Origin of the sequence: Pectobacterium polaris (assembly GCF_002307355.1) — a bacterium.
GTDB classification, from domain to species: Bacteria; Pseudomonadota; Gammaproteobacteria; order Enterobacterales; family Enterobacteriaceae; genus Pectobacterium; species Pectobacterium polare.
In genome coordinates, this window is record NZ_CP017481.1 from 1,178,593 (window position 1) to 1,199,671 (window position 21,079).

Here is a 21,079-nt window from a genome sequence, read left to right on the forward strand (position 1 = left end):
ACTATGAAATTTATTGTTGAACGCGAACGTCTGTTAAAGCCATTACAACAGGTCAGCAGCCCGCTGGGCGGCCGACCAACTTTACCGATTCTGGGCAACCTGCTGATTCAGGTGACGGAAGGTGTGCTGTCGCTGACCGGTACCGATCTGGAAATGGAGATGGTGGCGAAGGTTGCGCTGACGCAGGCGCATGAACCGGGTGCCACGACCGTCCCTGCCCGCAAACTGTTTGATATTTGCCGGGGTCTGCCGGAAGGCGCGGAAATCACGATTATGCTGGATGGCGATCGCATGCTGGTGCGCTCTGGCCGCAGCCGTTTCTCGCTGTCCACGCTGCCCGCAGTGGATTTCCCTAATCTGGACGACTGGCAGAGCGAGGTTGAATTCTCTCTACCGCAGGCGACGATGAAGCGTTTGATCGAAGCGACGCAGTTTTCGATGGCGCATCAGGATGTCCGTTACTACCTCAACGGTATGCTGTTTGAAACCGAAGGTGAAGAGCTGCGCACGGTCGCGACCGATGGTCACCGTTTGGCGGTTTGCTCCATGCCGGTTGGTCAATCTTTACCGTCACATTCGGTGATCGTGCCGCGTAAAGGCGTGATGGAGTTGGTGCGTCTGCTGGATGGTGGTGATACCCCGCTGCAGCTGCAAATCGGCAGCAACAATATTCGTGCGCATGTCGGTGACTTCATTTTCACGTCAAAGCTGGTTGATGGTCGTTTCCCTGATTATCGCCGCGTATTGCCGAAGAATCCGGATAAAACGCTGGAGGCCAGCTGCGATCTGCTCAAGCAGGCCTTCTCCCGTGCGGCGATTTTATCGAATGAAAAATTCCGCGGTGTGCGTCTGCATCTGATTAAGAATCAGCTCAAAATTACTGCTAACAACCCAGAGCAGGAAGAAGCGGAAGAGATTCTGGATGTGCAGTACGACAGCACCGAGATGGAAATCGGCTTTAACGTTAGCTACGTACTGGATGTGCTAAACGCGCTGAAATGCGAAGGTGTACGTTTACTGCTGACCGATTCCGTTTCCAGCGTGCAAATCGAAGATAGCGCCAGCCGGGCGGCGGCTTATGTCGTCATGCCAATGCGGTTGTAGAATTATCGGGCAAGTTTACTTGCCCTTTCATCATTAAGATAACTGCAACATGGCTCTTACTCGTCTTCTCATCAAAGATTTCCGCAATATCGAGGCGGCCGATCTGGCGCTGGTTCCCGGCTTTAATTTTTTAGTCGGTGCCAACGGCAGTGGTAAAACCAGCGTGTTGGAAGCGATTTATACGCTAGGGCACGGGCGGGCGTTTCGTAGCATTCAGGCGGGGCGCGTGATTCGTCACGATCAGCCGGAATTTGTACTACATGGTCGTATTGACGGTACGGAAACGGAGCGATCCGTTGGGTTAAGCAAAAACCGTCAGGGCGACAGCAAGGTGCGGATTGACGGCAGCGACGGCCATAAAGTTGCTGAACTGGCGCAACTGCTGCCGATACAGCTGATCACCCCGGAAGGATTTACCCTGCTCAACGGCGGCCCGAAATTTCGTCGTGCCTTTCTCGACTGGGGCTGTTTCCATAATGAGCCCGGCTTTTTCGCGGCCTGGAGCAACATGAAGCGTTTGTTGCGCCAGCGTAATGCGGCGCTGCGCCAAGTGAGTCACTATGGGCAACTCAGAGCCTGGGATCAGGAACTGGTGCCGCTGGCGGAACGTATCAGCGAATGGCGTGCGCAATACAGCGCGGCGATTGCCAATGATATCGCCACGACCTGTACGCAATTTTTGCCTGAATTTTCTCTCAGTTTCTCTTTCCAGCGCGGCTGGGATAAAGAAAGTGAGTATGCAGAACTGCTGGAACGGCAGTTCGAACGCGACCGTATGTTAGGTTATACGGCGCTGGGGCCGCATAAAGCCGACTTCCGCATCCGCGCCAGCGGCGTGGCCGTCGAGGATATGCTGTCCCGTGGTCAGCTCAAGCTGCTGATGTGTGCGCTGAGGCTGGCTCAGGGTGAATTTCTCACCCGTCAGAACGGACTGCGCTGTCTGTATCTGATCGATGATTTTGCTTCCGAACTGGATAGTACCCGCCGCCGTTTGCTAGCCGAACGGTTAAAAGCCACCCATGCACAGGTTTTTGTCAGTGCAGTCAGCGCTGAACAGATAGAAGACATGGTTGGTGAAAAGGGCAAGATGTTCCGCGTAGAACAGGGTAAAATAACGGTTCAATCACAGGACTAAAATGAGCGAGAAACGTTGATGTCGAATTCTTATGACTCCTCAAGTATCAAGGTATTGAAAGGGCTGGATGCGGTACGTAAACGCCCAGGTATGTATATCGGCGATACGGACGACGGTACCGGCCTGCATCACATGGTATTCGAGGTTGTGGACAACGCTATCGACGAAGCACTCGCTGGCTATTGTAAAGACATTATCATCACCATCCATGCTGATAACTCGGTATCGGTGCAGGATGATGGCCGTGGTATTCCGACCGGCATTCACGAAGAAGAAGGTATCTCCGCCGCCGAAGTCATCATGACCGTGCTGCATGCGGGCGGTAAATTCGATGATAACTCGTATAAAGTCTCCGGCGGCCTGCACGGCGTAGGGGTTTCCGTGGTTAACGCCCTGTCGGAAAAACTGAAACTGGTTATTCACCGCGACGGCAAACTTCACGAACAAACCTATAAACACGGCGTGGCGCAGGCTCCGCTGGCTGTGACGGGTGAAACCAACAGAACCGGTACGACGGTGCGCTTCTGGCCGAGCCATGAGACGTTCACCAACGTGGTGGAATTCGAGTATGAGATTCTGGCCAAGCGTCTGCGCGAGCTGTCGTTCCTGAACTCCGGCGTGTCTATCCGCCTGATCGACGAGCGTGAGAAAGATAAAGCCGATCATTACCATTATGAAGGCGGCATCAAGGCGTTTGTTGATTACCTGAACCGTAACAAGACGCCAATTCACCCGAACGTGTTTTATTTCTCGATGACGAAAGACGACATCGGCGTGGAAGTGGCGTTGCAGTGGAATGATGGCTTCCAGGAAAACATTTACTGCTTTACCAACAACATTCCGCAGCGTGACGGTGGTACGCACCTGGCCGGCTTCCGTGCAGCGATGACCCGTACGCTGAATAACTACATGGATAAAGAAGGCTACAGCAAGAAAGCCAAAATTAGCGCCACCGGTGACGATGCGCGCGAAGGGCTGATTGCCGTGGTTTCCGTGAAAGTGCCAGATCCGAAATTCTCCTCGCAGACCAAAGACAAGCTGGTTTCTTCCGAAGTGAAAACCGCTGTTGAATCGCTGGTAAACGAAAAGCTGGTGGATTATCTGATGGAAAATCCATCGGATGCCAAAATCGTGGTCGGTAAAATTATTGATGCTGCCCGTGCCCGTGAAGCGGCGCGTAAAGCACGTGATATGACGCGTCGTAAGGGTGCGCTCGATCTGGCTGGCCTGCCGGGCAAACTGGCGGACTGTCAGGAACGCGACCCCGCGCTGTCTGAACTGTACCTGGTGGAAGGGGACTCAGCGGGCGGCTCTGCTAAGCAGGGGCGTAACCGTAAGAACCAGGCGATTCTGCCGCTGAAGGGTAAAATCCTGAACGTTGAGAAAGCCCGTTTTGACAAGATGCTTTCTTCACAGGAAGTCGCGACGCTGATCACCGCGTTGGGCTGCGGCATTGGCCGTGATGAATACAACCCGGACAAACTGCGCTACCACAACATCATCATCATGACCGATGCTGACGTGGATGGTTCGCACATCCGTACTCTGCTGTTGACCTTCTTCTATCGTCAACTGCCTGAAATTGTTGAGCGTGGTCACGTGTATATTGCGCAGCCGCCGCTGTACAAGGTGAAAAAAGGCAAGCAGGAACAGTACATCAAAGATGATGAAGCGATGGATCAGTACCAGATCGCACTGGCGCTAGACGGCGCGACGCTGCATACCAATGCACAGGCTCCTGCGCTGGCGGGTGAACCGCTGGAGAAACTGGTTTCTGAACATTACGCCGTACAGAAGATGATTGGCCGTATGGAGCGTCGCTTCCCGCGTGCGTTCTTGAACCGTCTGATTTATCAACCAACATTGGCTGACGCCGATTTGGGCGAGCGTGAAAAAGTACAGGCGTGGGCGGAATCGCTGGTTAGCAGCCTGAACGAAAACGAGATTCACGGTAGCACATACAGCTTTGTCATCCATCACGATGAAGAGCGCAGCGTATTTGAACCGGCGCTGCGCGTGCGTACGCACGGTGTGGATACCGATTATCCGCTGGGTGCCGGCTTCGTCGCGGGTAGCGAATACCGCAAATTGAATCAGCTGGGCGAAAAATTGCGCGGCCTGATTGAAGAAGATGCGTACATCGAACGTGGTGAGCGTCGTCAGCCCGTTGCCAGTTTTGAACAGGCGCTGGAGTGGCTGGTGAAAGAGTCCCGCCGTGGCTTGACCGTACAGCGTTATAAAGGTCTGGGTGAAATGAACCCAGATCAGCTGTGGGAAACCACGATGGATCCGACCAGCCGCCGCATGCTGCGTGTCACAGTTAAAGACGCCATTGCTGCCGATGAGCTGTTCACAACGCTGATGGGTGATGCCGTTGAACCGCGTCGTGCGTTTATCGAAGAGAACGCCCTGAAAGCGATGAATATCGATATCTAATTCGATCTACGTTGTTATCGTTATCTGAGCCAGCTCCCTGTGGAGCTGGCTTTTTTACGTCACTAAACTCACCAAATCCGCAGTCGATCCCGCTACAGAGAAGGCAGCAGTGCTGGCTAACCGTTGGCTAGCGCTTTCACTGTGACTGAATGGCAGCCATCAATCGGCAGACCAGTGTTTTCGCCATCTCCGGTTCGGTCACGTTGGCGAATCCCATCAGTAGCCCACTGTGTGATGTCCTGCGAATTTGCCACTGGCTCAGAGCCTGAATGGCAAGGCCGTTAGATTGGGCCGCCGCAGCCAGCGATTTGTCATCTTCCCGCGGAGCCAGCTTCGCGAGTACATGAATACCACCTGCCTGCGGCTGGATGTCCAGACGTGAACCTAACGCCTGCAAGAGTGCATCGACCAAATAGCCGCGTCGCGTTGCATAAAGCGAGCGCATCCTTCGTAGGTGGCGAGCAAAGTGCCCTTGATCCATGAAATCGGCCACCGTTGCCTGAGGCAGAATCGAACCGGGGCCACAAAGGTGATTTGCTGCGTCCCTAAACAGCTCGACCTGTGGTTCAGGAACAACCAGATAGGCCAGACGCAAACCTGGGAACAGCACCTTGCTGAAGGTGCCTGTGTAAAGCACGCGTCCGTCGCGATCCAGACTTTTTAGCGGTGGTAGTGGTCGTCCGTGGTAACGGAACTCACTGTCGTAGTCATCTTCAATGATCCACGCTTGGCGGTGGCTAGCCCATTCCAGTAGTTGTAACCGCCTTGGCAGGGATAGTGCTACCCCCATCGGACTTTGGTGCGTCGGTGTCACCAAGGCAAAACGTGCATCGGCAGCTCGCTGTTGGCCGATGTCTACATTCAAACCGTCTTCATCTACGGGCACAGGCTCCAGATTCATGCTCGCACGCTCCAGAAACTGGCGGGCGAAAATGTAGCCAGGATCTTCGTACCACCCAACATCACCGGGTTGTAATAATGCGCGGCATACCAGTTCCAGCGCACCCCGGTAGCCGGGTGTAATGAATACCTGCTCGTGCGTGCAAGTGATGCCACGTGAGATAGCGAGATAGGTCGCAATGGATCGGCGCAGAGGTTCGTATCCCACAGGGTCGGGATAATTCATGGCTACCGTATCCAGAGTGCGAAGATTGTGGCCGGACAAACGTGTCCAAACCTTGCGTGGAAACGCATCTAGTGCCGGCAAACCCAGTTGGAAAGGCTGGGGGGAATCGACCGCCAGCGCTTTCGGCTGAGAATGCGCCTTGGCGGCAGGTTGGGACACCGTGACAGGCAGTGACTCGCCAAGACTGTCCAGATGGGGCGAAACGATCGTACCCGCCGGGCCACGTGCCAGAAAATAGCCCTCACTGATGAGAATCTGGTAAGCCATTTCGACCGTACCCCGTGCCAGATTCAGTTCACTGGCGAGGCTGCGTACGGAAGGTACGCGATCACCTGGATGGAGTTTTCCGGCAGCAATCGCGTCTCGGTAGCGTCGATACAACTGTAAATAGAGCGGCGCATCGTGCTTTCGGCTTGGCCTCAACGGCTGAATATTCATATGCCATGTCCTATTTGTTTATTCAGTTTTTGCACCTTTTTACTAGGTCATTATTTTCCTAAAGTACGGATTCCATGACAAGGAGATCGACATGAGCCACTTCCGATTGAGCCTTATTGACAGCGAGCAGGACTACTTGGCCTGTTTTGACACCATGCACGAACTGCGACCTCATCTTCTCGATGCTGCCACATTCGTGGCACAGGTTCGCCGCCAAGCCCAGCAAGGCTATCGTCTGATGGCAGCTTGGCAGGGCGATCGGGTCATGGCGGTGGCGGGTTATCGCATCCAGGAAAACCTGCTGTATGGACGGTTCCTCTACGTCGATGATCTGGTCGCCGTTGCGGGAGCCCGCCGTCAGAGTCTGGGCGGCATGCTGATCGAGGCGCTGCGTGAGGAAGCTCAACGGCAAGACTGTGCTCATCTGGTGCTCGATACCGCCTTGGGGAATGCCCTGGCGCAACGTTTCTATTTCCGCCAAGGTCTGCTGTCCAAAGGGTTGCATTTTAGCCAAGCGTTATAGGTACAACGAACGATGCATCCACACCTTTTTCTGGAATACCGACCTGTCCGTCATGGGTATTCGCAACATGCAGCTCGTGTACTTGCAGAGCTGTCCGAAGCATTGGCCAAAACACGCCATGCGTTGATTTCGTTTCTTGTTCTTTCACTTCCTACCGGAGACCTTCCATGAGCACACTTCGCTTGCCTTACCAAACTCTCTCGCCTGAAGCCTACCAAGGGCTTACCCTTACCAAGAAAGCGCTGGACAAGAGCAGTCTTGGAAAACCATTGATCGAACTGGTCTATTTGCGGATTTCGCAAATCAATGGCTGCGCCTTCTGCCTGGAGATGCACGCAGCGGCCTTGCGTGCTGGCGGCGTACCGGATGCTAAGCTAGACAGCCTGGCTGGCTGGCGTGTGAGCGATCATTTCAGTGAACGCGAGCGCGTGGCGTTGGCCTGGACGGAATCGCTGGTGGATGTGGCTCGTAGCCACGCACCTGATGAGGATTTCGAACCACTTAAGGCACATTTCAGCGATACGGAAGTTGCCGACCTGAGCTTTGCCATCTCGCTGATGAGCGCCTTCAATCGCTTGGCGATAGGCATGCGTCAGTAAGACGTGGGTATACGGATGGCTTTGCCGCCATCCGCCGTTTGAGTATGTACCGTGTCTCTTCACCGCCTTTCATCAGGCCAGCGCGCGTCGTTTGGCGCTGCGCATTTCCTGTAGCAGCGTGATGAAAGATGTAATCAGCATAAAGATGACGGCAGACCAGAAAATGGCATGAGGATGGCCGTTATCCAGCAGCCAGCCGAACAGCACTGGCCCCGCTGCGCCACCCAGATTAAAGCCGGTGGAGACAATCCCAAACACCCGTCCTTCCGCCCCCGGTGGGGACGCGGCACGCACCAGCATATCCCGAGAAGGGGCAATCATGCCGGAGAGGAAACCGGCAGCAGCCAACAATGGCACGAGCACGATAGTCGGTAAGGAATACATGGCAACGATACTGACCAGCACGGCGGTTGCGGCTAGCGCCGCCGTCGCCACCAGCCCGTGGCGCTTGGTTTTATCCGCCAGTGAGCCGCCAGCCAATACGCCAAAGGCACTGGCGAACAGGAACGCGGTCAGCGCCACGTTAGCCTGTGAAAGGGACAAATCGTAGCCCGTAACTAACGCCGTTACCGAGAAGTTCTGGATCGAGCCCGTACTTAAATTCAACAGCAGGAACAGAATGAGCAGCGCCAGAATCGGCAGCGTGAAAACGGGTGCGCGCGATTTGCTTGGCTGGGTACCTGTTGCCGCCGTAGGTTTTACTCGGATAGGCTCATCGCGATCCGTCAGAAGCAGCGGTATCGTCAGTAAGCCGAGGACGCCGGAAACGATGAATGCGCTACTGATGCCGGAAAAGGCGGCAACGGACAGCAAAATACCGGGCGCAATGGCCGTGCCCAGAAAACCGGAAAACGTATGCACGGAGAAGGCGCGGCCCATGCGTTTCTCATCAATCCCACGCGACAGCAAAGCGTAATCCGCCGGATGATAAACCGCGTTCGCTACCCCAGCGAGGCCCATCGCGGCGACCAGCCAAACGTAGCTGCCTGAAAAGCCGAGCGAGAGAAAACAGAGGCTCCCGAGCGTGATCCCTGCGGTTAATGTGCGTCGCGCGCCGATGCGGTCCACCATAAAACCAATCGGCGTCTGCACGCAGGCGGAGACAATGTTGAATACGCTGAGTGCAAACCCGAGTTCAACAAAGCTGATATCGCGCTGAGCTGACAGCAGCGGAATGAGCGCGGGCAGCACCATCATATGGAAATGACTCACCAGATGCGCTGATGAGATTTGCGCCAGTAACGGTAGTTTTATGAATTTCATGTTGTTTTTGCAGCTTACAGGTCTGTAGATTTTATTATCGTGAGAGCTGGCGCAGGAACAGGGCGTCACTCCCTGGCAAAGGGATCATAAGGTTAGCATATTACTTATATCATCTATGGCGAATATTGATACCTGCCTTTTCGGCAGAATAGGGAGAGAACGGCATAACGATCAAATCGTATTTGGGTGGGTGTTTATGTGGTCAGATTCGTTCGAGGATTGCTGCCCACGCTGGGAATAAAGCACAGGCCGTTTCCGGCCCGTGCGGGGGAGTTGGTGAAGAGTGGTGATTACGAGAGCTTAAATACCAGCACCGTTTGCGCGAGCTGTCTGGCTTGCTCTTCCAGCGACGCGGCTGCTGCCGTGGCTTCCTGTACCAGCGCGGCGTTCTGCTGGGTAACGCCGTCCATCTCGTGAACGGCCTGCGTCACTTGGCTGATTCCGCGCGATTGTTCATCCGACGCAGAGACAATCTCGTCCATGATGTCTTTTACCGACGTGACGGCACTCAGCATTTCCTGCATGGTCTCACCGGCGTTCTGAACCAGTGTGACACCGCTATCAACACGGCTGGCGGACTCCGTAATCAGCGCGGTGATGTCTTTTACGGCACTGGCGCTACGCTGCGCCAGGTTACGCACCTCGTTGGCAACGACCGCAAAACCGCGCCCTTGTTCGCCCGCTCTGGCGGCTTCCACCGCCGCGTTGAGTGCGAGGATATTGGTCTGGAACGCGATGCCGTTGATGATGCTGGTAATGTCGGCAATTTTCTTCGAACTGTCGTCGATCTCACTCATAATGTGAACAACCTGACCGACTATCTTGTCGCCTTTCTGAGCGATCTGCGCGGCATTCTGTGCCAGCGTCGTGGCGTTATGGGCGTTATCCGCATTCTGTTTCACCGTCGCCGTAATCTGTTCCATGCTGGCGGCGGTTTCTTCCAACGCCGCCGCCTGTTGCTCGGTGCGGGAAGCCAGATCGGTATTGCCTGCGGCAATTTCCGTCGCACCGTGGCTGACGGATTCGCTGGTGCTAATCAGCTGCTCGGCGATATCTCTCAACTGCGTCTGCATGGCGTTCATGGCGTAAAAAATACTGCTGTCGTCCTTCGGTTGCACAGGGATGGTCTGTGTTAAATCCCCTTGTGCTACGGACAGAGCGATCTGCGCGGCCTGAGCGGGCTCGCCACCGATAGGACGCGCAACCTTGCGGTTAAAAATGATGCCCAACACGCCGGAAACCACCACGATACTCAGTACCATAAGCAGCAGCCCCACGTTGCGCTGCTGTGCGGTTTCCGCCATCACCACATTGACGGGCGCGGACAGGCCGAGCATCCAGGGCGTACCGGTATTGCCGATTTTTACTGGCACATACACGTTAAAAGCTGGCGTGTTCAGCACAGCATTATCACGTTCGATCTGATACGGCTGACCTGTGGTGACATGCTCAAGCAGCGTTGGGTCGTTTGCAATTTTCTTGGTTATCCGAGTCTTGTCGGGATGAGAAATGTAGGCACCGGTGTGGGACAGTAGTTGCGCGTAGCCCGTGCCTTCATAGGGCTTGATGTTGTTGGTGAGCTGTTGCAGCGTATCCAGAGAAAAGTCCGCGGTGACGGATCCGTAAAATTTGTTGTTGATAATGATGGGCACGGCAATGGAGGTCAGCAGAACATCGACGCCGTTGTAAGGGTAGCTATACGGTTCCAGAATCACCTCTTTCTGGAGTTTCTTCGGCAGCAGATAGTAATCGCCGCTGCCGGGCGTTTCATAATCCACTAGATTATGCAGGGCAACGTTGCCTGCGGTATCGCGGTCAACGTAGCGGACGAAGCGACCTTGCGGGTCTTGATCGGGTTGACCGACGTAATCCCGATCTTTGCCGTCAAACGCATCGGGTTCCCACGCCAGCGACATCGAAAGGAAATCAGGATGACTCTTTAGCGCATTCTTCAGCAGTGTCTCCGCGGTTTTTCGGTCGGCGTTGCCTGCTTCTTGCAGACTGACAACGCTCTGCACCAGATTACGTGCCGCATGTAGCGCGACATCCAGCTTTTGCTGAATCAGGTAGCTGTTGGTATACGCCGTTTGCTCAAGATACTGCTGTGCGATGGTCTTTTGCTGCTGGCCAGATTGCCAAATCAGCAGGCCGATGGTGAGAATAAAACCGAGTGCGATAGTGGTGACGCCCGCCATGAGCATCAGCATACGTGTGCTGAGCTTTCTTTTTAACGTGGCTGGCGAAGCATGAATGGATGGGTTGCTGTGGTTAACCGGTAACAGTGTTGTAGACATATGCGTAATATCCCCTGGGATATAAGCGCCTATACCCGTCATACTTCAAGCTGCATATGCGTTGGCTGCGCTTGCTCACCCGAATCACTTACTCAAGTAAGCTCATCGGGATGAAATGAGAGACGTCCTGTCTCTCACCGAAGGCCAGCCGTTGGCTGTTCAAATTCGTTCCCGACGAATTTGTCCCTCGCTTGCCGCCTTCCTGCAACTCGAATTATTTAGAGTCTATAGGTACTTTTTTTATAAAAAGAATCAATCGATTGTCTTCCTTTCTGTTTTTGGGTCATTCCCTTGCGCGACTCGTCATTATTTGTGATGTAAGTCACAAATAAATTATCGGCGGGAAACAATATCTCTTTAGGTTGTTCACGAAAATGTCACAAATCGGCGAGGGACATAAATCGGTATCGATGTGAACGGACAGAACAGTGAGGCAGGGTGCCTCACTGTGTGAGTGAGGATTAGGCGGCGGGGCCTTTGCTGACGGAATCGCGGATAATCAATTCGCCTTTGAAGGCTGGTGCAGGCGCGACGGTTTCACCCTCCAGCCGGCACAGCAGTTTCTCAAGGGTATAGCTGATCATCTCGGCGACGGGCACATGCACGGTAGTCAGGGGTGGATAGAACCATGATGCCATCGGTAAATCATCGAACCCCAGCAGCGAGACATCCTGCGGAATCGTGAGGCCGTGTTCACGCAGCGCTTTGGCCGCGCCAATCGCCATATCGTCATTGCTGGCGACCAGTGCGCTGAAGGTTTCATTCCGCTGAAGCAGGATTTGTGCCGCTGTATAGCCGCTGTCATGGGTCCAGTCACCTGGCGCAACCAGCCTGTCATTATAGGGAACCCCGTTTTCCTCCAGCGCCTGCCGGTAGCCAGCCAGTCGGCTTGTGCCGGTAGGGGAGTTCGCCGCTCCGCAGACAAAAGCGATATCACGGTGGCCCTGTGCAATCAGGTAATTGACGGCATCATGGCAGTGCTGCTGGTGATTGGCACAGATGCCATTATCGCCGTGTTGATGCAGTGTGCGGTTCACGACCATGATTGGTTGATCGTGCTGTTCGATAATCTCTTCCAGCTCATTCGTGGAAAGAAAACGCGGATAGATAATGACGGCATCGCAGCGTAAATCGAGCAGGAACTGGATCGCTTCGCGCTCTTCTTCCGCGCTGTGCTTGCCATCTGCCATGATGAGCTGCCGCCCGTATTTCTCCGTCATGGTTGCCGTTTGGAACAGCAATTCGCTGAAATAGGGGCCGCTGTACAGCGTGTTGGTCACAACCAAACCAATGATTTGCGACTTGCTCGTGGCGAGCTGGCGCGCCAGCAGGTTGGGCCGGTAGCCAATCTCTTCAATCGCCTTGAATACCCGATCTCGCGTGGTCTTACTGACGTAGTTATTCCCTGTCAGCACGCGTGATACGGTGGCTTTGGATACACCGGCTTTTTTCGCTACATCGAGCATGGTTACCATCGTACTTTCCCGTTCTCCTGTACTGCCTGATGTCGTCATTATAGGGATATTTCCTCTCTTTTTATCATCAATACAGAATAGGGGGATAAAAATATTCCTCACTTGCGCTATTTATGATCGCCTTCAAAAAATAGTAAAAACAATATGAAACCGGTTGCATATTATTTTGTGTCTTGCTTGAATAATAAAAAAACGGACGGTGAGGTGCAGTATGAATAAGATTTTACTCTGTTGCGCAGCAGGAATGTCTACCAGCATGCTGGTACAGCGGATGGAAAAGGTCGCCGAGAAAAATGCGATCGCTGTTGAGATAAAAGCCGTGGGTTTTGAAGAGTTTAATGAGTTGATTGATGAATATGATTGCTGCCTTCTGGGGCCGCAGATTAAGTATAAGTTACCTGAATTCAAGGTGATAGCTGACGAGAAAGCGAAGCCGATCGCGGTCATTAATATGGTTGATTACGGCATGATGAATGGGGAAAAAGTCCTCAACGATGCCTTGGCGATGATCAATTAGTATAACGGGAGGAATAATGAGTAAATTAAGCGAGTCATTATTCAGCGTTATCGAAAACCGTATTAGTCCAATTGCGGCAAAACTCTCTAGCCAGCGCCATGTTGTAGCAATTAAAGATGGCTTCATTGCCTCTATGCCGTTTTTAATTGTCGGCTCTTTTATGATGTTATTCGCTCATCCACCTTTTAGCCCGAATAGTGAATGGGCTTTTGCGCAGTGGTGGCTGGGGATGGTGGAACGCCACAGCGAACAAATCATGATGCCCTACAACATGACGATGGGCATTATGGCGGTGTATATCACCAGCGCCATCGCTTATAACCTGGCGCAGAGCTATAAAATGAACGGTTTTATGGCGGCGAGTCTGTCGCTGATGTCGTTCATGGTAGTGGCGGCTCCGCAAATCGACAAAAGCCTGCCGGTTGGGTCGCTGGGCGGTGAAGGGATTTTCACCGCGATTATTGTGGCGATCTATTCGACGGAGTTGATGCATTTTTTGCAGAAGCGCAATATTGGTATTCGCCTGCCGGAACAGGTACCGCCGAAAATTCGCCAGTCTTTCGATCTGTTGATCCCGATTCTTGCCATCTTCCTGACGCTCTTCCCGCTTAGCCTGTTTATGCAGAGCCAATTCGGCATGCTGTTACCGCAGGCGATCATGGCCGTCTTCGCGCCGATTATCTCGGCATCCGACTCGCTCCCCGCCATCCTGATCGCGGTGCTGCTCTGCCACCTGCTGTGGTTTGCCGGGATTCACGGCGCGGTTATCGTCGGCGGCATTTTGCAGGCGTTCTGGCTGACCAACTTGGGGATCAATCAGGAAGCGTTTAACGCGGGCGCACCGATCACCAAAATCTTTATTGAACCCTTCTGGCAGTTCTTCATTACGGTGGGCGGCTCGGGAGCGACCATGGGGCTGGTCTTCCTCTATCTGCGTAGCCGTTCTGCTCACCTGCGCTCCATCGGCAAGCTGGCCGTGGTGCCGAGTATGTTCAACATCAACGAACCGGTGATTTTTGGTTCACCTATCGTGATGAACCCGCTGATGTTTATTCCGTTTATTACCGCGCCGTTGGTGAACGCCACCCTTGCCTATATCGCGTTAAAAACCGATTTGGTGCACCGCGTGATTTCTCTTGCGCCCTGGACAACGCCGGGCCCGATTGGCGCAGCCTGGTCTACGGGATGGGACTGGCGTGCGGTGGTGCTAGTGGGGGTACTGATCGTCGTCTCGTCCTTAATCTATTACCCCTTCTTCAAAATGTATGAACGTCAGCTGATCGCACAAGAAGTGGGTACAGCAGAGGAGGCAGTGAGTGATGCGCGATGAAACCATGCTTGATGAAACGACAGTAATGGAACTGATTATCTATGCGGGAGAAGCGCGCTCCAGCTCGATGGAAGCGCTGAGTGCCGCCAGAAAATACGACTGGGACAAGGCTGAGGAACTGCTGAACACCGCTTCCGTTGCCGCGCGCAAAGCCCATCAAATCCAGACGGCCTTGATTGGTGCCGATGAGGGCAGCGGGAAAATCCCGGTCAACCTGATTCTGGTTCACGCGCAAGATCATCTGATGAACGCGATGCTATGCCGTGAACTGGTGGAGGAACTTATCCAACTGCATCGGGAAATCTCCACCCTTAAACAGCTTATAAATTAATAGTATGCAAACCTGAAATGAGAAGGAAATAACATGTCTGTTCAACAATTACCGAAAGACTTTCTGTGGGGCGGCGCGGTAGCGGCGCATCAAGTTGAAGGTGGTTGGGATCAAGGCGGCAAAGGCGTCAGCATTTGCGATGTCCTGTCCGGCGGTGCCCACGGCGTTGACCGTGTGATTACCGATGGCGTACAGCCTGGTGTCAGTTATCCAAACCATCAGGCGGTGGAGTTCTACTCCCACTATAAGCAGGATATTGCCCTGTTCGCCGAAATGGGCTTCAAATGCTTTCGCACCTCGATTGCCTGGACGCGTATTTTCCCCAATGGCGATGAGCTGGAGCCAAATGAAGCAGGCCTGCAATTCTATGACGACCTGTTTGATGAGCTGCTGAAATACAACATCGAGCCAGTGATTACGCTGTCTCACTTTGAAATGCCACATCATCTGGTTAAGCAATACGGCGGCTGGCTGAACCGTAAAGTGGTGGATTTCTTTGTTCGCTACAGCGAAGTGGTCATGAAACGTTACCAGTCCAAAGTGAAATACTGGATGACCTTCAATGAGATTAACAACCAGCGTAACTGGCAGTATCCGCTGTTTGGCTACTGCTGTTCCGGCGTGATTTTTACCGATCACGACAAGCCAGAGCAGGCGATGTACCAAACGCTGCACCACCAGTTTGTCGCCAGTGCGAAAGTGGTGAAGCTGGGTCATGAAATTAACCCGAACTTCAAAATTGGCTGCATGCTGGCGCTGGTGCCGATCTATCCGTGGTCGTGCCATCCAGATGACGTGATGTTTGCACAGGAAGCGATGCGTGAGCGTCATCTGTTCGGTGACGTGCAGCTGCGCGGTTACTACCCGTCTTACATCCTGAAAGAGTGGGCGCGCAAAGGCTATCAGATTGATATGCAGCCGGAAGATGAACAGACGCTGCGCGAAGGCTGCACGGACTATCTGGGCTTCAGCTACTACATGAGCAGCGCGGTACAGCTGGCAGCAAAAGGCCAGAAAAAAGAAGATGCGATCACGGGCTTTGACGGCGGTGTGAAAAACCCGCACGTGAAGGCATCGGAATGGGGCTGGCAGATTGACCCGGTTGGCCTGCGCTATACGCTGAACAGCTTCTACGAGCGTTATCAGAAACCGATGTTCATCGTCGAAAACGGCTTTGGCGCGGTAGACAAGGCGGAAGCCGACGGCAGCATTAACGATGATTACCGCATCGAATACCTCAAAGCGCATATCGATCAGATGAAGAAAGCCGTCGTCGAAGACGGCGTGGAACTGATGGGTTATACCCCGTGGGGCTGTATCGACTGCGTGTCGTTCACCACGGGCCAGTACAACAAACGCTACGGTTTCATCCACGTGGATAAACACGATGATGGCACTGGCACGTTCAAGCGCTCGAAGAAAAAGAGCTTTGACTGGTACAAGCAGGTGATCGCCAGCAACGGCGCTGAGCTATAACGGCTATATTTCAAACCTATCTGTAGAACGGAAACGGGAGTAACGGAATAGAAGAGTAAAGCGTTTGCGCCAGGGACAAAAACGTCAGGAACGTTTTTGAACGTCGCTTGCGACGGCCCTGCAAGGGTGAATCTCAGGGATGAGATTCATATCTGCGCAATCCGAGCGTACAGGGATAATGAGATGGACGCTCCATCTTTACGGCATCAGATGTGCCAAAGTTTGAGTGTCAAATCTCAAAAGAAGGAGCGTCCAAATGCAAGTATCAACGATGGGTATTGATCTCGCAAAAAACCTCTTCGTGCTTCACGGCGTAGATCACAATGGTAAAACCGTCCTGCGAAAAAAGCTTTCCCGCAGCCAGTTTGTCCCGTTCATTATTCAGCTTCCGGCCTGCTTAATCGGTATGGAAGCGTGTTCATCCAGTCACCACTTTGCCCGCCTGTTCAGCAACGCCGGACATCGGGTAAAGCTCATTCCACCACAGTATGTTAAGCCTTACGTTAAAACCAACAAGACGGATGCGGCTGATGCAGAGGCTATCTGCGAAGCAGTCACACGTCCGAACATGCGCTTTGTTCAGATTAAAACAGCGGAGCAGCAGGGTGTGCTTGCCCTTCATACCGAACGCAGTTTTCTGGTACGCGAGCGGAACGGCTGCGCCAACAGCCTGCGGGCGATGCTCGCCGAGTTTGGCTGTGTGATGGCGACAGGATTCAGTGCACTTTATAAAGCGGTGCCTGAGATTCTGGAAGATGAAGAAAACGAACTGCCTCACTTTGTACGTGTCAGCGTACAGCGTCAGCTTGAACATCTTAAAGCGCTGGAAACGAGGATACGACAGACCGAACATGAGCTGAGTGACTGGGCACGGACCCAGCCGGCCTGCCAGCGGGTAGAAAAAGTGCCGGGCGTGGGGCTGATGACGGCAACATATCTGGTCGCATCCGTCGGCAATGGCAGGCAATTCGATACTGCGAAGCAGTTTGCTTCATGGCTGGGCCTGACGCCACGGGAGCATTCAAGCGGAGGCAAACAGAAGTTCGGCGGCATAAGTAAGCGCGGCGACAGTTATTTTCGCTGTCTGTTGGTTCACGGGGCAAGAGCCGTGCTGAGGCATATCAGTAAAAATGAGAAGACGATGCCGTGGCTGGCCGCGCTGGTCAGGCGTAAACACCGCAACGTCGCGGCCGTGGCGCAGGCGTGTAAAACCGCGCGTATTTTATGGTCAATGCTTTTCCATGAAACAGAGTATCGTCCACTGACGGGAGCCTGAGGACATCAGCACCAACGTTAACGATGTCATGTTGTCCGGTAGTTGCATGTGAAATCAGTAAGATGGCAAAACAGGTAAGACCGCAGGTGAGATATTCTGAGCGAGTACGAGGGCATCACAGCCCGAAGGGATGTTGAGAACTCACCTGGCGGCTTTCATCATGGTCGGGGAGCCCGAAGGCTCCCACAAGAGACCGGATATATGGTTGCAATACCTGCCCGCTTTTTTACTGAAAAACATTGCGATTTATGGGAGCGTCCATATAGGTACTTGCAGCGTCTTTACGATCTATCCGTTACTCCCGTTCTACGGACTTTGTCAGCAATCTCAGCTGTGCTTAACCGCACGGCTTTTTACGTTGTGTGTCATACGCCTGTCACCCTGCCGTATTTCACTAACGACTTCATCGCTGAATCGCGTTAGCATGAAAACAGATAACTTGATGCTGGAAAAATTATGTCTGTAAAACTGATCGCTATTGATATGGACGGGACGTTACTGACGCCCCAAAATCAAATTTCACCTGCGGTAAAAGCCGCGATTGCTGCTGCCAGAGAGAAAGGCGTGCAGGTCGTGCTGGCTACCGGTCGCCCCTACATCGGCGTCGAGCGCTACCTGATGGAGCTGGATTTGCAGCAGGAAGGCTGTTACTGCATCACCAATAACGGTGCGCTGGTGCAGCGTACGGTCAATGGTGACTGTGTGGCGCAAACGGCGCTGAGCTTTGACGATTATCTCTACTTCGAAGCGCTGGCCTGCAAACTGGGCGTCCATTTCCACGCGCTGGACTTCAATTTCGTCTATACCGCCAATAAAGACATCAGCCCTTACACCATCCACGAATCTCACCTGACCGGAATGCCGTTGAAGTATCGCGCGGTAGAGGAAATGGATCGCAGCCTGACGTTCCCGAAAGTGATGATGATTGATGAGCCAGAGATCTTGGATCGCGCCATCAGTCAGTTGCCACCGGAAGCCTTTGAACGCTATACCATTATGAAGAGCGCCGAATACTATCTGGAAATTCTGGATAAGCGCGTCAACAAAGGTGAAGGCGTGAAGATGCTGGCGGAGCACCTCGGCATTCCACGCGAAAGCGTCATGACGTTGGGCGACCAGCAGAACGATCTGGCGATGATTCGCTATGCGGGTATCGGCGTCGCGATGGGCAATGCCATCGACGAAGTGAAAGAAGCCAGTCAGTTCGTCACCAAAACCAACATGGAAGACGGCGTCGCCTACGCGATCGAGAAATTTGTATTGAATGCCTGATAGATAGCGTTAATGGGAAGACCTATAAGGCTACCGTGTAGCCTTATAGACCCGTAATACTTCAAGTTGTATATACGTTAGGTTGCTTTACTCATCCATTCGACAAAACCCAGCCAGTAACGGGCGCTGCCTGTCTTTGCAAAAGGCAGGGGGTCGCCATCTGTTATAGAGATATTATAGGCTGTCGGGCATTTAATTTTACTTAATTCAGAATATATGGCTGTGATTGACATGTTAAAATTTTCATTGCATTAGCGTAATAATTATTAGGAATAATATTTTTAATTAGGGATTCATATCATGAAAGCGACATTCAAACTTGGATTGATTTTTATCGCTGCACTATCCGTCTCTGCTTGTGATAGTTTGGATTTTTCAAGCAATAAAGGAAAGTTCCAATATAGCAACCCCACCACGAAAAATATCACGTTTAAATTTGATGGTAAAAGCTATGATGTATTACCTGGGGCTAAAGGAATAATTAAGATATCTTCAGGTATGCATAAGTTAGAAAATAGTAAAGGTGATATTTTCTCATTCATGGTTTTGGATGATAATAAAGGCGGGATTATCAATCCTGATAATCATGTCTATTATACGTTATCAGAAATCTATGCTGTTGAAGGGAAATCAAATAAATTTAAACCAGCAACCTATGATGTGACGATAAATGGGCATCAGTTAGAGATGCCCGTCAGAAGTGCAAACGCCTCCGTCATTGATGCCAACATGTTTAAATGTACTTACCAATTAGATGAACCGTTCCCAAAATCAATCAAAATTAGTGGCCGTAGTTCAAATGGTAATATTCAATCCAAATGCTTTGATAAAAAAGACATGTTGGAATATTTATTAGACACTTATAAAGAAGATCTCAAGCCCGATTCGCCGAAGGATGAAGGTGATGACTCAATTAACATCGAATTTAACTATGATGCCCCAATGGTGAGTTTTATCAACGTTGACATGCAGAAAAAAGCAGACGAAATAATCAGCGAAGTGAATAAATTAAAAGAGAATAATGACATAAAGGCTCATGAGGAAATAAGCTCTAATGTTAGTCAACTATATGGCGATTTGATCACGATATACGCGAAAAACACCATGACTCTTCCGAAGGAGGAAAGTAAAAAATATAATGAATTCATTCGTCAGGTTGGTGAATTACAAATGTATAGCGTTTGGGCTAAGTAACTAATATTTTGTGGTAAGGGCAGGGTTTTCTGATGTCGGTGTATTACCTAACAGAAGATTCTTGCCTTTATGATGACGTCAGACTTGACTGGGGTAAATAATACATCAGTCTATTTATTAATCTTAAGGATATAAAATACGAATTTCTATTCTTGGTGGTGGAGAATATTTTTTCTGCTTCCAGTCCTGTTTTTTTAAATACAAAAAAACCGATGACTACCTGAATGAAAGTGATGAGCCTTCATTTCCATAATTGGAATTTTAAACGTTAAAATCCTTGGTTTGGTATGTGAAAATCTTATTTCAACGCCAGACTATCCGCTATTTTCTCTTTCATAACCTGAGTGATGTGATTAACCACTTGGCTGCGGGGAATTTGCGGGGGATAAACCGCGCAATACGCCATTTTTATGTCAGGATTGAAAGGCTTAACGATAACGGGTGAAGGGCTGTTCAGGGCGGTAATAAAATCGACTACGCCAATGCCGACATTTTTTGATGCCAGCACGCAGCAGTTAGCCATCGAGGTTTCGATGGGGTTATGTAGGTAGATCTGCTCTTTTCTGGAGGAGATGTCGAGCTGCGCCCGCAGCGGTGTGGTTCTTCCCGGCAGAATAGCGCGTGTACCGGCCAGATCGGCAAGTGTAATTTCATCCGCCGTAGCAAGAGGGTGATCCACCGCTAACACCGCGACAGCACTGACGTCCGCCAGCATTTCGGCCTCTAGTCCTTTCGTGCCAGGCTGGCTGAAAATAAAGCCGACGTCATACTGATTTTCAGAAATGGCGCTCGTAATATGGCTGCTACTTTCGATATCTAAAAACAGGGAAAGATCGGGGTATTTCTTGAGTAAGGTAGGGAGAACCTGATCTGAACACAGAAACGAGAGTGCCTGAACGGCGGCGATGCGCAGCACGCTGCCCTTGGCGTGGCGAATTTCATCCGCAATCATTCCTATATGATCCAACCCCAGATAAAGACGCTCGACTTCGCGATACAGCTTCATCGCCTCTGCGCGCGGAATCAGGCCGCGCCCGTCCCTATCGAAAAGCTTAAGATTCAGTGCGTCTTCAAAGTCTTTAATCAGTCGGCTAACCGCAGGCTGGGTGATGTACATCATGTTGGCGGCAGCGGTGATGCCTCCGGTGAGGATGACTTTATGAAAGGCTTCAACCTGGCGGGGATTGATACGCATGCTCGTCACCTTAAAACATAACATTTGGTTATCAATTTAACACAAAATGCAATTTTTCATTATCCAATCTAGCGCATAGACTCACAATCATAAGA

Annotated in this window: 17 protein-coding genes; 12 read left to right on the forward strand and 5 right to left on the reverse strand. The window is 52.0% G+C overall.

The window, feature by feature from the left end:
* The first annotated feature begins 3 nt into the window (after nucleotides 1-3).
* Genes dnaN through gyrB form a run of 3 tightly spaced genes read left to right on the forward strand, consistent with a single transcriptional unit; the run spans nucleotide 4 to nucleotide 4,675 of the window.
* Nucleotides 4-1,104 carry a DNA polymerase III subunit beta gene (dnaN, locus tag BJJ97_RS05345; protein ID WP_095993294.1) on the forward strand — a complete coding sequence of 367 codons (1,101 nt, stop codon included), beginning with the start codon at nucleotides 4-6 and terminating at the stop codon, nucleotides 1,102-1,104.
* A gap of 49 nt (nucleotides 1,105-1,153) precedes the next feature.
* Entirely contained in the window at nucleotides 1,154-2,239 is a 1,086-nt protein-coding gene (gene recF / locus BJJ97_RS05350; protein WP_010281217.1) for a DNA replication/repair protein RecF, read from the forward strand.
* A gap of 18 nt (nucleotides 2,240-2,257) precedes the next feature.
* Nucleotides 2,258-4,675, forward strand: a complete 2,418-nt coding sequence (gene gyrB, locus BJJ97_RS05355; protein ID WP_095993295.1) for a DNA topoisomerase (ATP-hydrolyzing) subunit B — start codon at nucleotides 2,258-2,260, stop codon at nucleotides 4,673-4,675.
* Nucleotides 4,676-4,811: 136 nt separating this feature from the next.
* Here the strand turns inward: gyrB and pdxR are convergent, their stop codons facing one another.
* Nucleotides 4,812-6,239, reverse strand: coding sequence for a MocR-like pyridoxine biosynthesis transcription factor PdxR (gene pdxR / locus BJJ97_RS05360; protein WP_095993296.1), 1,428 nt, complete (start codon nucleotides 6,237-6,239; stop codon nucleotides 4,812-4,814).
* A gap of 91 nt (nucleotides 6,240-6,330) precedes the next feature.
* Between pdxR and BJJ97_RS05365 the strand changes: the two genes are divergently transcribed.
* Nucleotides 6,331-6,762 carry a GNAT family N-acetyltransferase gene (locus BJJ97_RS05365; protein ID WP_095993297.1) on the forward strand — a complete coding sequence of 144 codons (432 nt, stop codon included), beginning with the start codon at nucleotides 6,331-6,333 and terminating at the stop codon, nucleotides 6,760-6,762.
* 167 nt (nucleotides 6,763-6,929) lie between these two features.
* Nucleotides 6,930-7,361 (forward strand): carboxymuconolactone decarboxylase family protein, encoded by a 432-nt coding sequence (locus BJJ97_RS05370; RefSeq protein ID WP_039485143.1) that lies wholly within the window; start codon nucleotides 6,930-6,932, stop codon nucleotides 7,359-7,361.
* A 72-nt stretch (nucleotides 7,362-7,433) separates the two neighbouring features.
* Here BJJ97_RS05370 and BJJ97_RS05375 read toward each other — a convergent pair whose 3' ends face one another.
* From BJJ97_RS05375 to BJJ97_RS05385, 3 genes are all read right to left on the reverse strand, one after another.
* Nucleotides 7,434-8,624 carry an MFS transporter gene (locus BJJ97_RS05375; protein WP_095993298.1) on the reverse strand — a complete coding sequence of 397 codons (1,191 nt, stop codon included), beginning with the start codon at nucleotides 8,622-8,624 and terminating at the stop codon, nucleotides 7,434-7,436.
* Between the two features lie 290 nt (nucleotides 8,625-8,914).
* Nucleotides 8,915-10,918, reverse strand: a complete 2,004-nt coding sequence (locus BJJ97_RS05380; protein WP_193438350.1) for a methyl-accepting chemotaxis protein — start codon at nucleotides 10,916-10,918, stop codon at nucleotides 8,915-8,917.
* Between the two features lie 461 nt (nucleotides 10,919-11,379).
* Complete coding sequence (locus BJJ97_RS05385; protein ID WP_095993299.1) at nucleotides 11,380-12,393, reverse strand: LacI family DNA-binding transcriptional regulator; 1,014 nt, start codon at nucleotides 12,391-12,393, stop codon at nucleotides 11,380-11,382.
* Between the two features lie 211 nt (nucleotides 12,394-12,604).
* Between BJJ97_RS05385 and BJJ97_RS05390 the strand changes: the two genes are divergently transcribed.
* From BJJ97_RS05390 to BJJ97_RS05420, 7 genes are all read left to right on the forward strand, one after another.
* Nucleotides 12,605-12,910: a PTS sugar transporter subunit IIB gene (locus BJJ97_RS05390; RefSeq protein ID WP_039317538.1), complete on the forward strand. Its 306-nt coding sequence runs from the start codon at nucleotides 12,605-12,607 to the stop codon at nucleotides 12,908-12,910.
* Nucleotides 12,911-12,926: 16 nt separating this feature from the next.
* Nucleotides 12,927-14,240 carry a PTS sugar transporter subunit IIC gene (locus tag BJJ97_RS05395; protein ID WP_095993300.1) on the forward strand — a complete coding sequence of 438 codons (1,314 nt, stop codon included), beginning with the start codon at nucleotides 12,927-12,929 and terminating at the stop codon, nucleotides 14,238-14,240.
* The gene (locus BJJ97_RS05400; RefSeq protein ID WP_095993301.1) at nucleotides 14,230-14,571 is read left to right on the forward strand and encodes a PTS lactose/cellobiose transporter subunit IIA; all 342 of its coding nucleotides are present in this window, start codon (nucleotides 14,230-14,232) and stop codon (nucleotides 14,569-14,571) included. Before BJJ97_RS05395 ends, BJJ97_RS05400 begins: the two co-directional genes overlap by 11 nt.
* Nucleotides 14,572-14,604: 33 nt before the next feature.
* On the forward strand, nucleotides 14,605-16,047 hold the full coding sequence (locus BJJ97_RS05405) for a 6-phospho-beta-glucosidase (RefSeq protein WP_095993302.1): 1,443 nt from the start codon (nucleotides 14,605-14,607) through the stop codon (nucleotides 16,045-16,047).
* A gap of 256 nt (nucleotides 16,048-16,303) precedes the next feature.
* The gene (locus BJJ97_RS05410; RefSeq protein ID WP_095993303.1) at nucleotides 16,304-17,323 is read left to right on the forward strand and encodes an IS110 family RNA-guided transposase; all 1,020 of its coding nucleotides are present in this window, start codon (nucleotides 16,304-16,306) and stop codon (nucleotides 17,321-17,323) included.
* Between the two features lie 456 nt (nucleotides 17,324-17,779).
* The gene (yidA, locus tag BJJ97_RS05415; protein ID WP_010281188.1) at nucleotides 17,780-18,595 is read left to right on the forward strand and encodes a sugar-phosphatase; all 816 of its coding nucleotides are present in this window, start codon (nucleotides 17,780-17,782) and stop codon (nucleotides 18,593-18,595) included.
* 300 nt (nucleotides 18,596-18,895) lie between these two features.
* Nucleotides 18,896-19,789, forward strand: a complete 894-nt coding sequence (locus tag BJJ97_RS05420; protein WP_095993304.1) for a hypothetical protein — start codon at nucleotides 18,896-18,898, stop codon at nucleotides 19,787-19,789.
* 298 nt (nucleotides 19,790-20,087) lie between these two features.
* On the opposite strand, the gene BJJ97_RS05425 is transcribed toward BJJ97_RS05420, so the two are convergent.
* The gene (locus BJJ97_RS05425) at nucleotides 20,088-20,984 is read right to left on the reverse strand and encodes a LysR substrate-binding domain-containing protein (protein WP_095701030.1); all 897 of its coding nucleotides are present in this window, start codon (nucleotides 20,982-20,984) and stop codon (nucleotides 20,088-20,090) included.
* Nucleotides 20,985-21,079 lie beyond the last annotated feature (95 nt).

Bases quoted from the DNA above. Each gene is read 5' to 3' on its own strand.
- dnaN (WP_095993294.1), top strand. From the start codon at position 4: ATGAAATTTATTGTTGAACGCGAACGTCTGTTAAAGCCATTACAACAG.
- recF (WP_010281217.1), top strand. From the start codon at position 1,154: ATGGCTCTTACTCGTCTTCTCATCAAAGATTTCCGCAATATCGAGGCG.
- gyrB (WP_095993295.1), top strand. From the start codon at position 2,258: ATGTCGAATTCTTATGACTCCTCAAGTATCAAGGTATTGAAAGGGCTG.
- pdxR (WP_095993296.1), bottom strand. From the start codon at position 6,239: ATGAATATTCAGCCGTTGAGGCCAAGCCGAAAGCACGATGCGCCGCTC.
- BJJ97_RS05365 (WP_095993297.1), top strand. From the start codon at position 6,331: ATGAGCCACTTCCGATTGAGCCTTATTGACAGCGAGCAGGACTACTTG.
- BJJ97_RS05370 (WP_039485143.1), top strand. From the start codon at position 6,930: ATGAGCACACTTCGCTTGCCTTACCAAACTCTCTCGCCTGAAGCCTAC.
- BJJ97_RS05375 (WP_095993298.1), bottom strand. From the start codon at position 8,624: ATGAAATTCATAAAACTACCGTTACTGGCGCAAATCTCATCAGCGCAT.
- BJJ97_RS05380 (WP_193438350.1), bottom strand. From the start codon at position 10,918: ATGTCTACAACACTGTTACCGGTTAACCACAGCAACCCATCCATTCAT.
- BJJ97_RS05385 (WP_095993299.1), bottom strand. From the start codon at position 12,393: ATGGTAACCATGCTCGATGTAGCGAAAAAAGCCGGTGTATCCAAAGCC.
- BJJ97_RS05390 (WP_039317538.1), top strand. From the start codon at position 12,605: ATGAATAAGATTTTACTCTGTTGCGCAGCAGGAATGTCTACCAGCATG.
- BJJ97_RS05395 (WP_095993300.1), top strand. From the start codon at position 12,927: ATGAGTAAATTAAGCGAGTCATTATTCAGCGTTATCGAAAACCGTATT.
- BJJ97_RS05400 (WP_095993301.1), top strand. From the start codon at position 14,230: ATGCGCGATGAAACCATGCTTGATGAAACGACAGTAATGGAACTGATT.
- BJJ97_RS05405 (WP_095993302.1), top strand. From the start codon at position 14,605: ATGTCTGTTCAACAATTACCGAAAGACTTTCTGTGGGGCGGCGCGGTA.
- BJJ97_RS05410 (WP_095993303.1), top strand. From the start codon at position 16,304: ATGCAAGTATCAACGATGGGTATTGATCTCGCAAAAAACCTCTTCGTG.
- yidA (WP_010281188.1), top strand. From the start codon at position 17,780: ATGTCTGTAAAACTGATCGCTATTGATATGGACGGGACGTTACTGACG.
- BJJ97_RS05420 (WP_095993304.1), top strand. From the start codon at position 18,896: ATGAAAGCGACATTCAAACTTGGATTGATTTTTATCGCTGCACTATCC.
- BJJ97_RS05425 (WP_095701030.1), bottom strand. From the start codon at position 20,984: ATGCGTATCAATCCCCGCCAGGTTGAAGCCTTTCATAAAGTCATCCTC.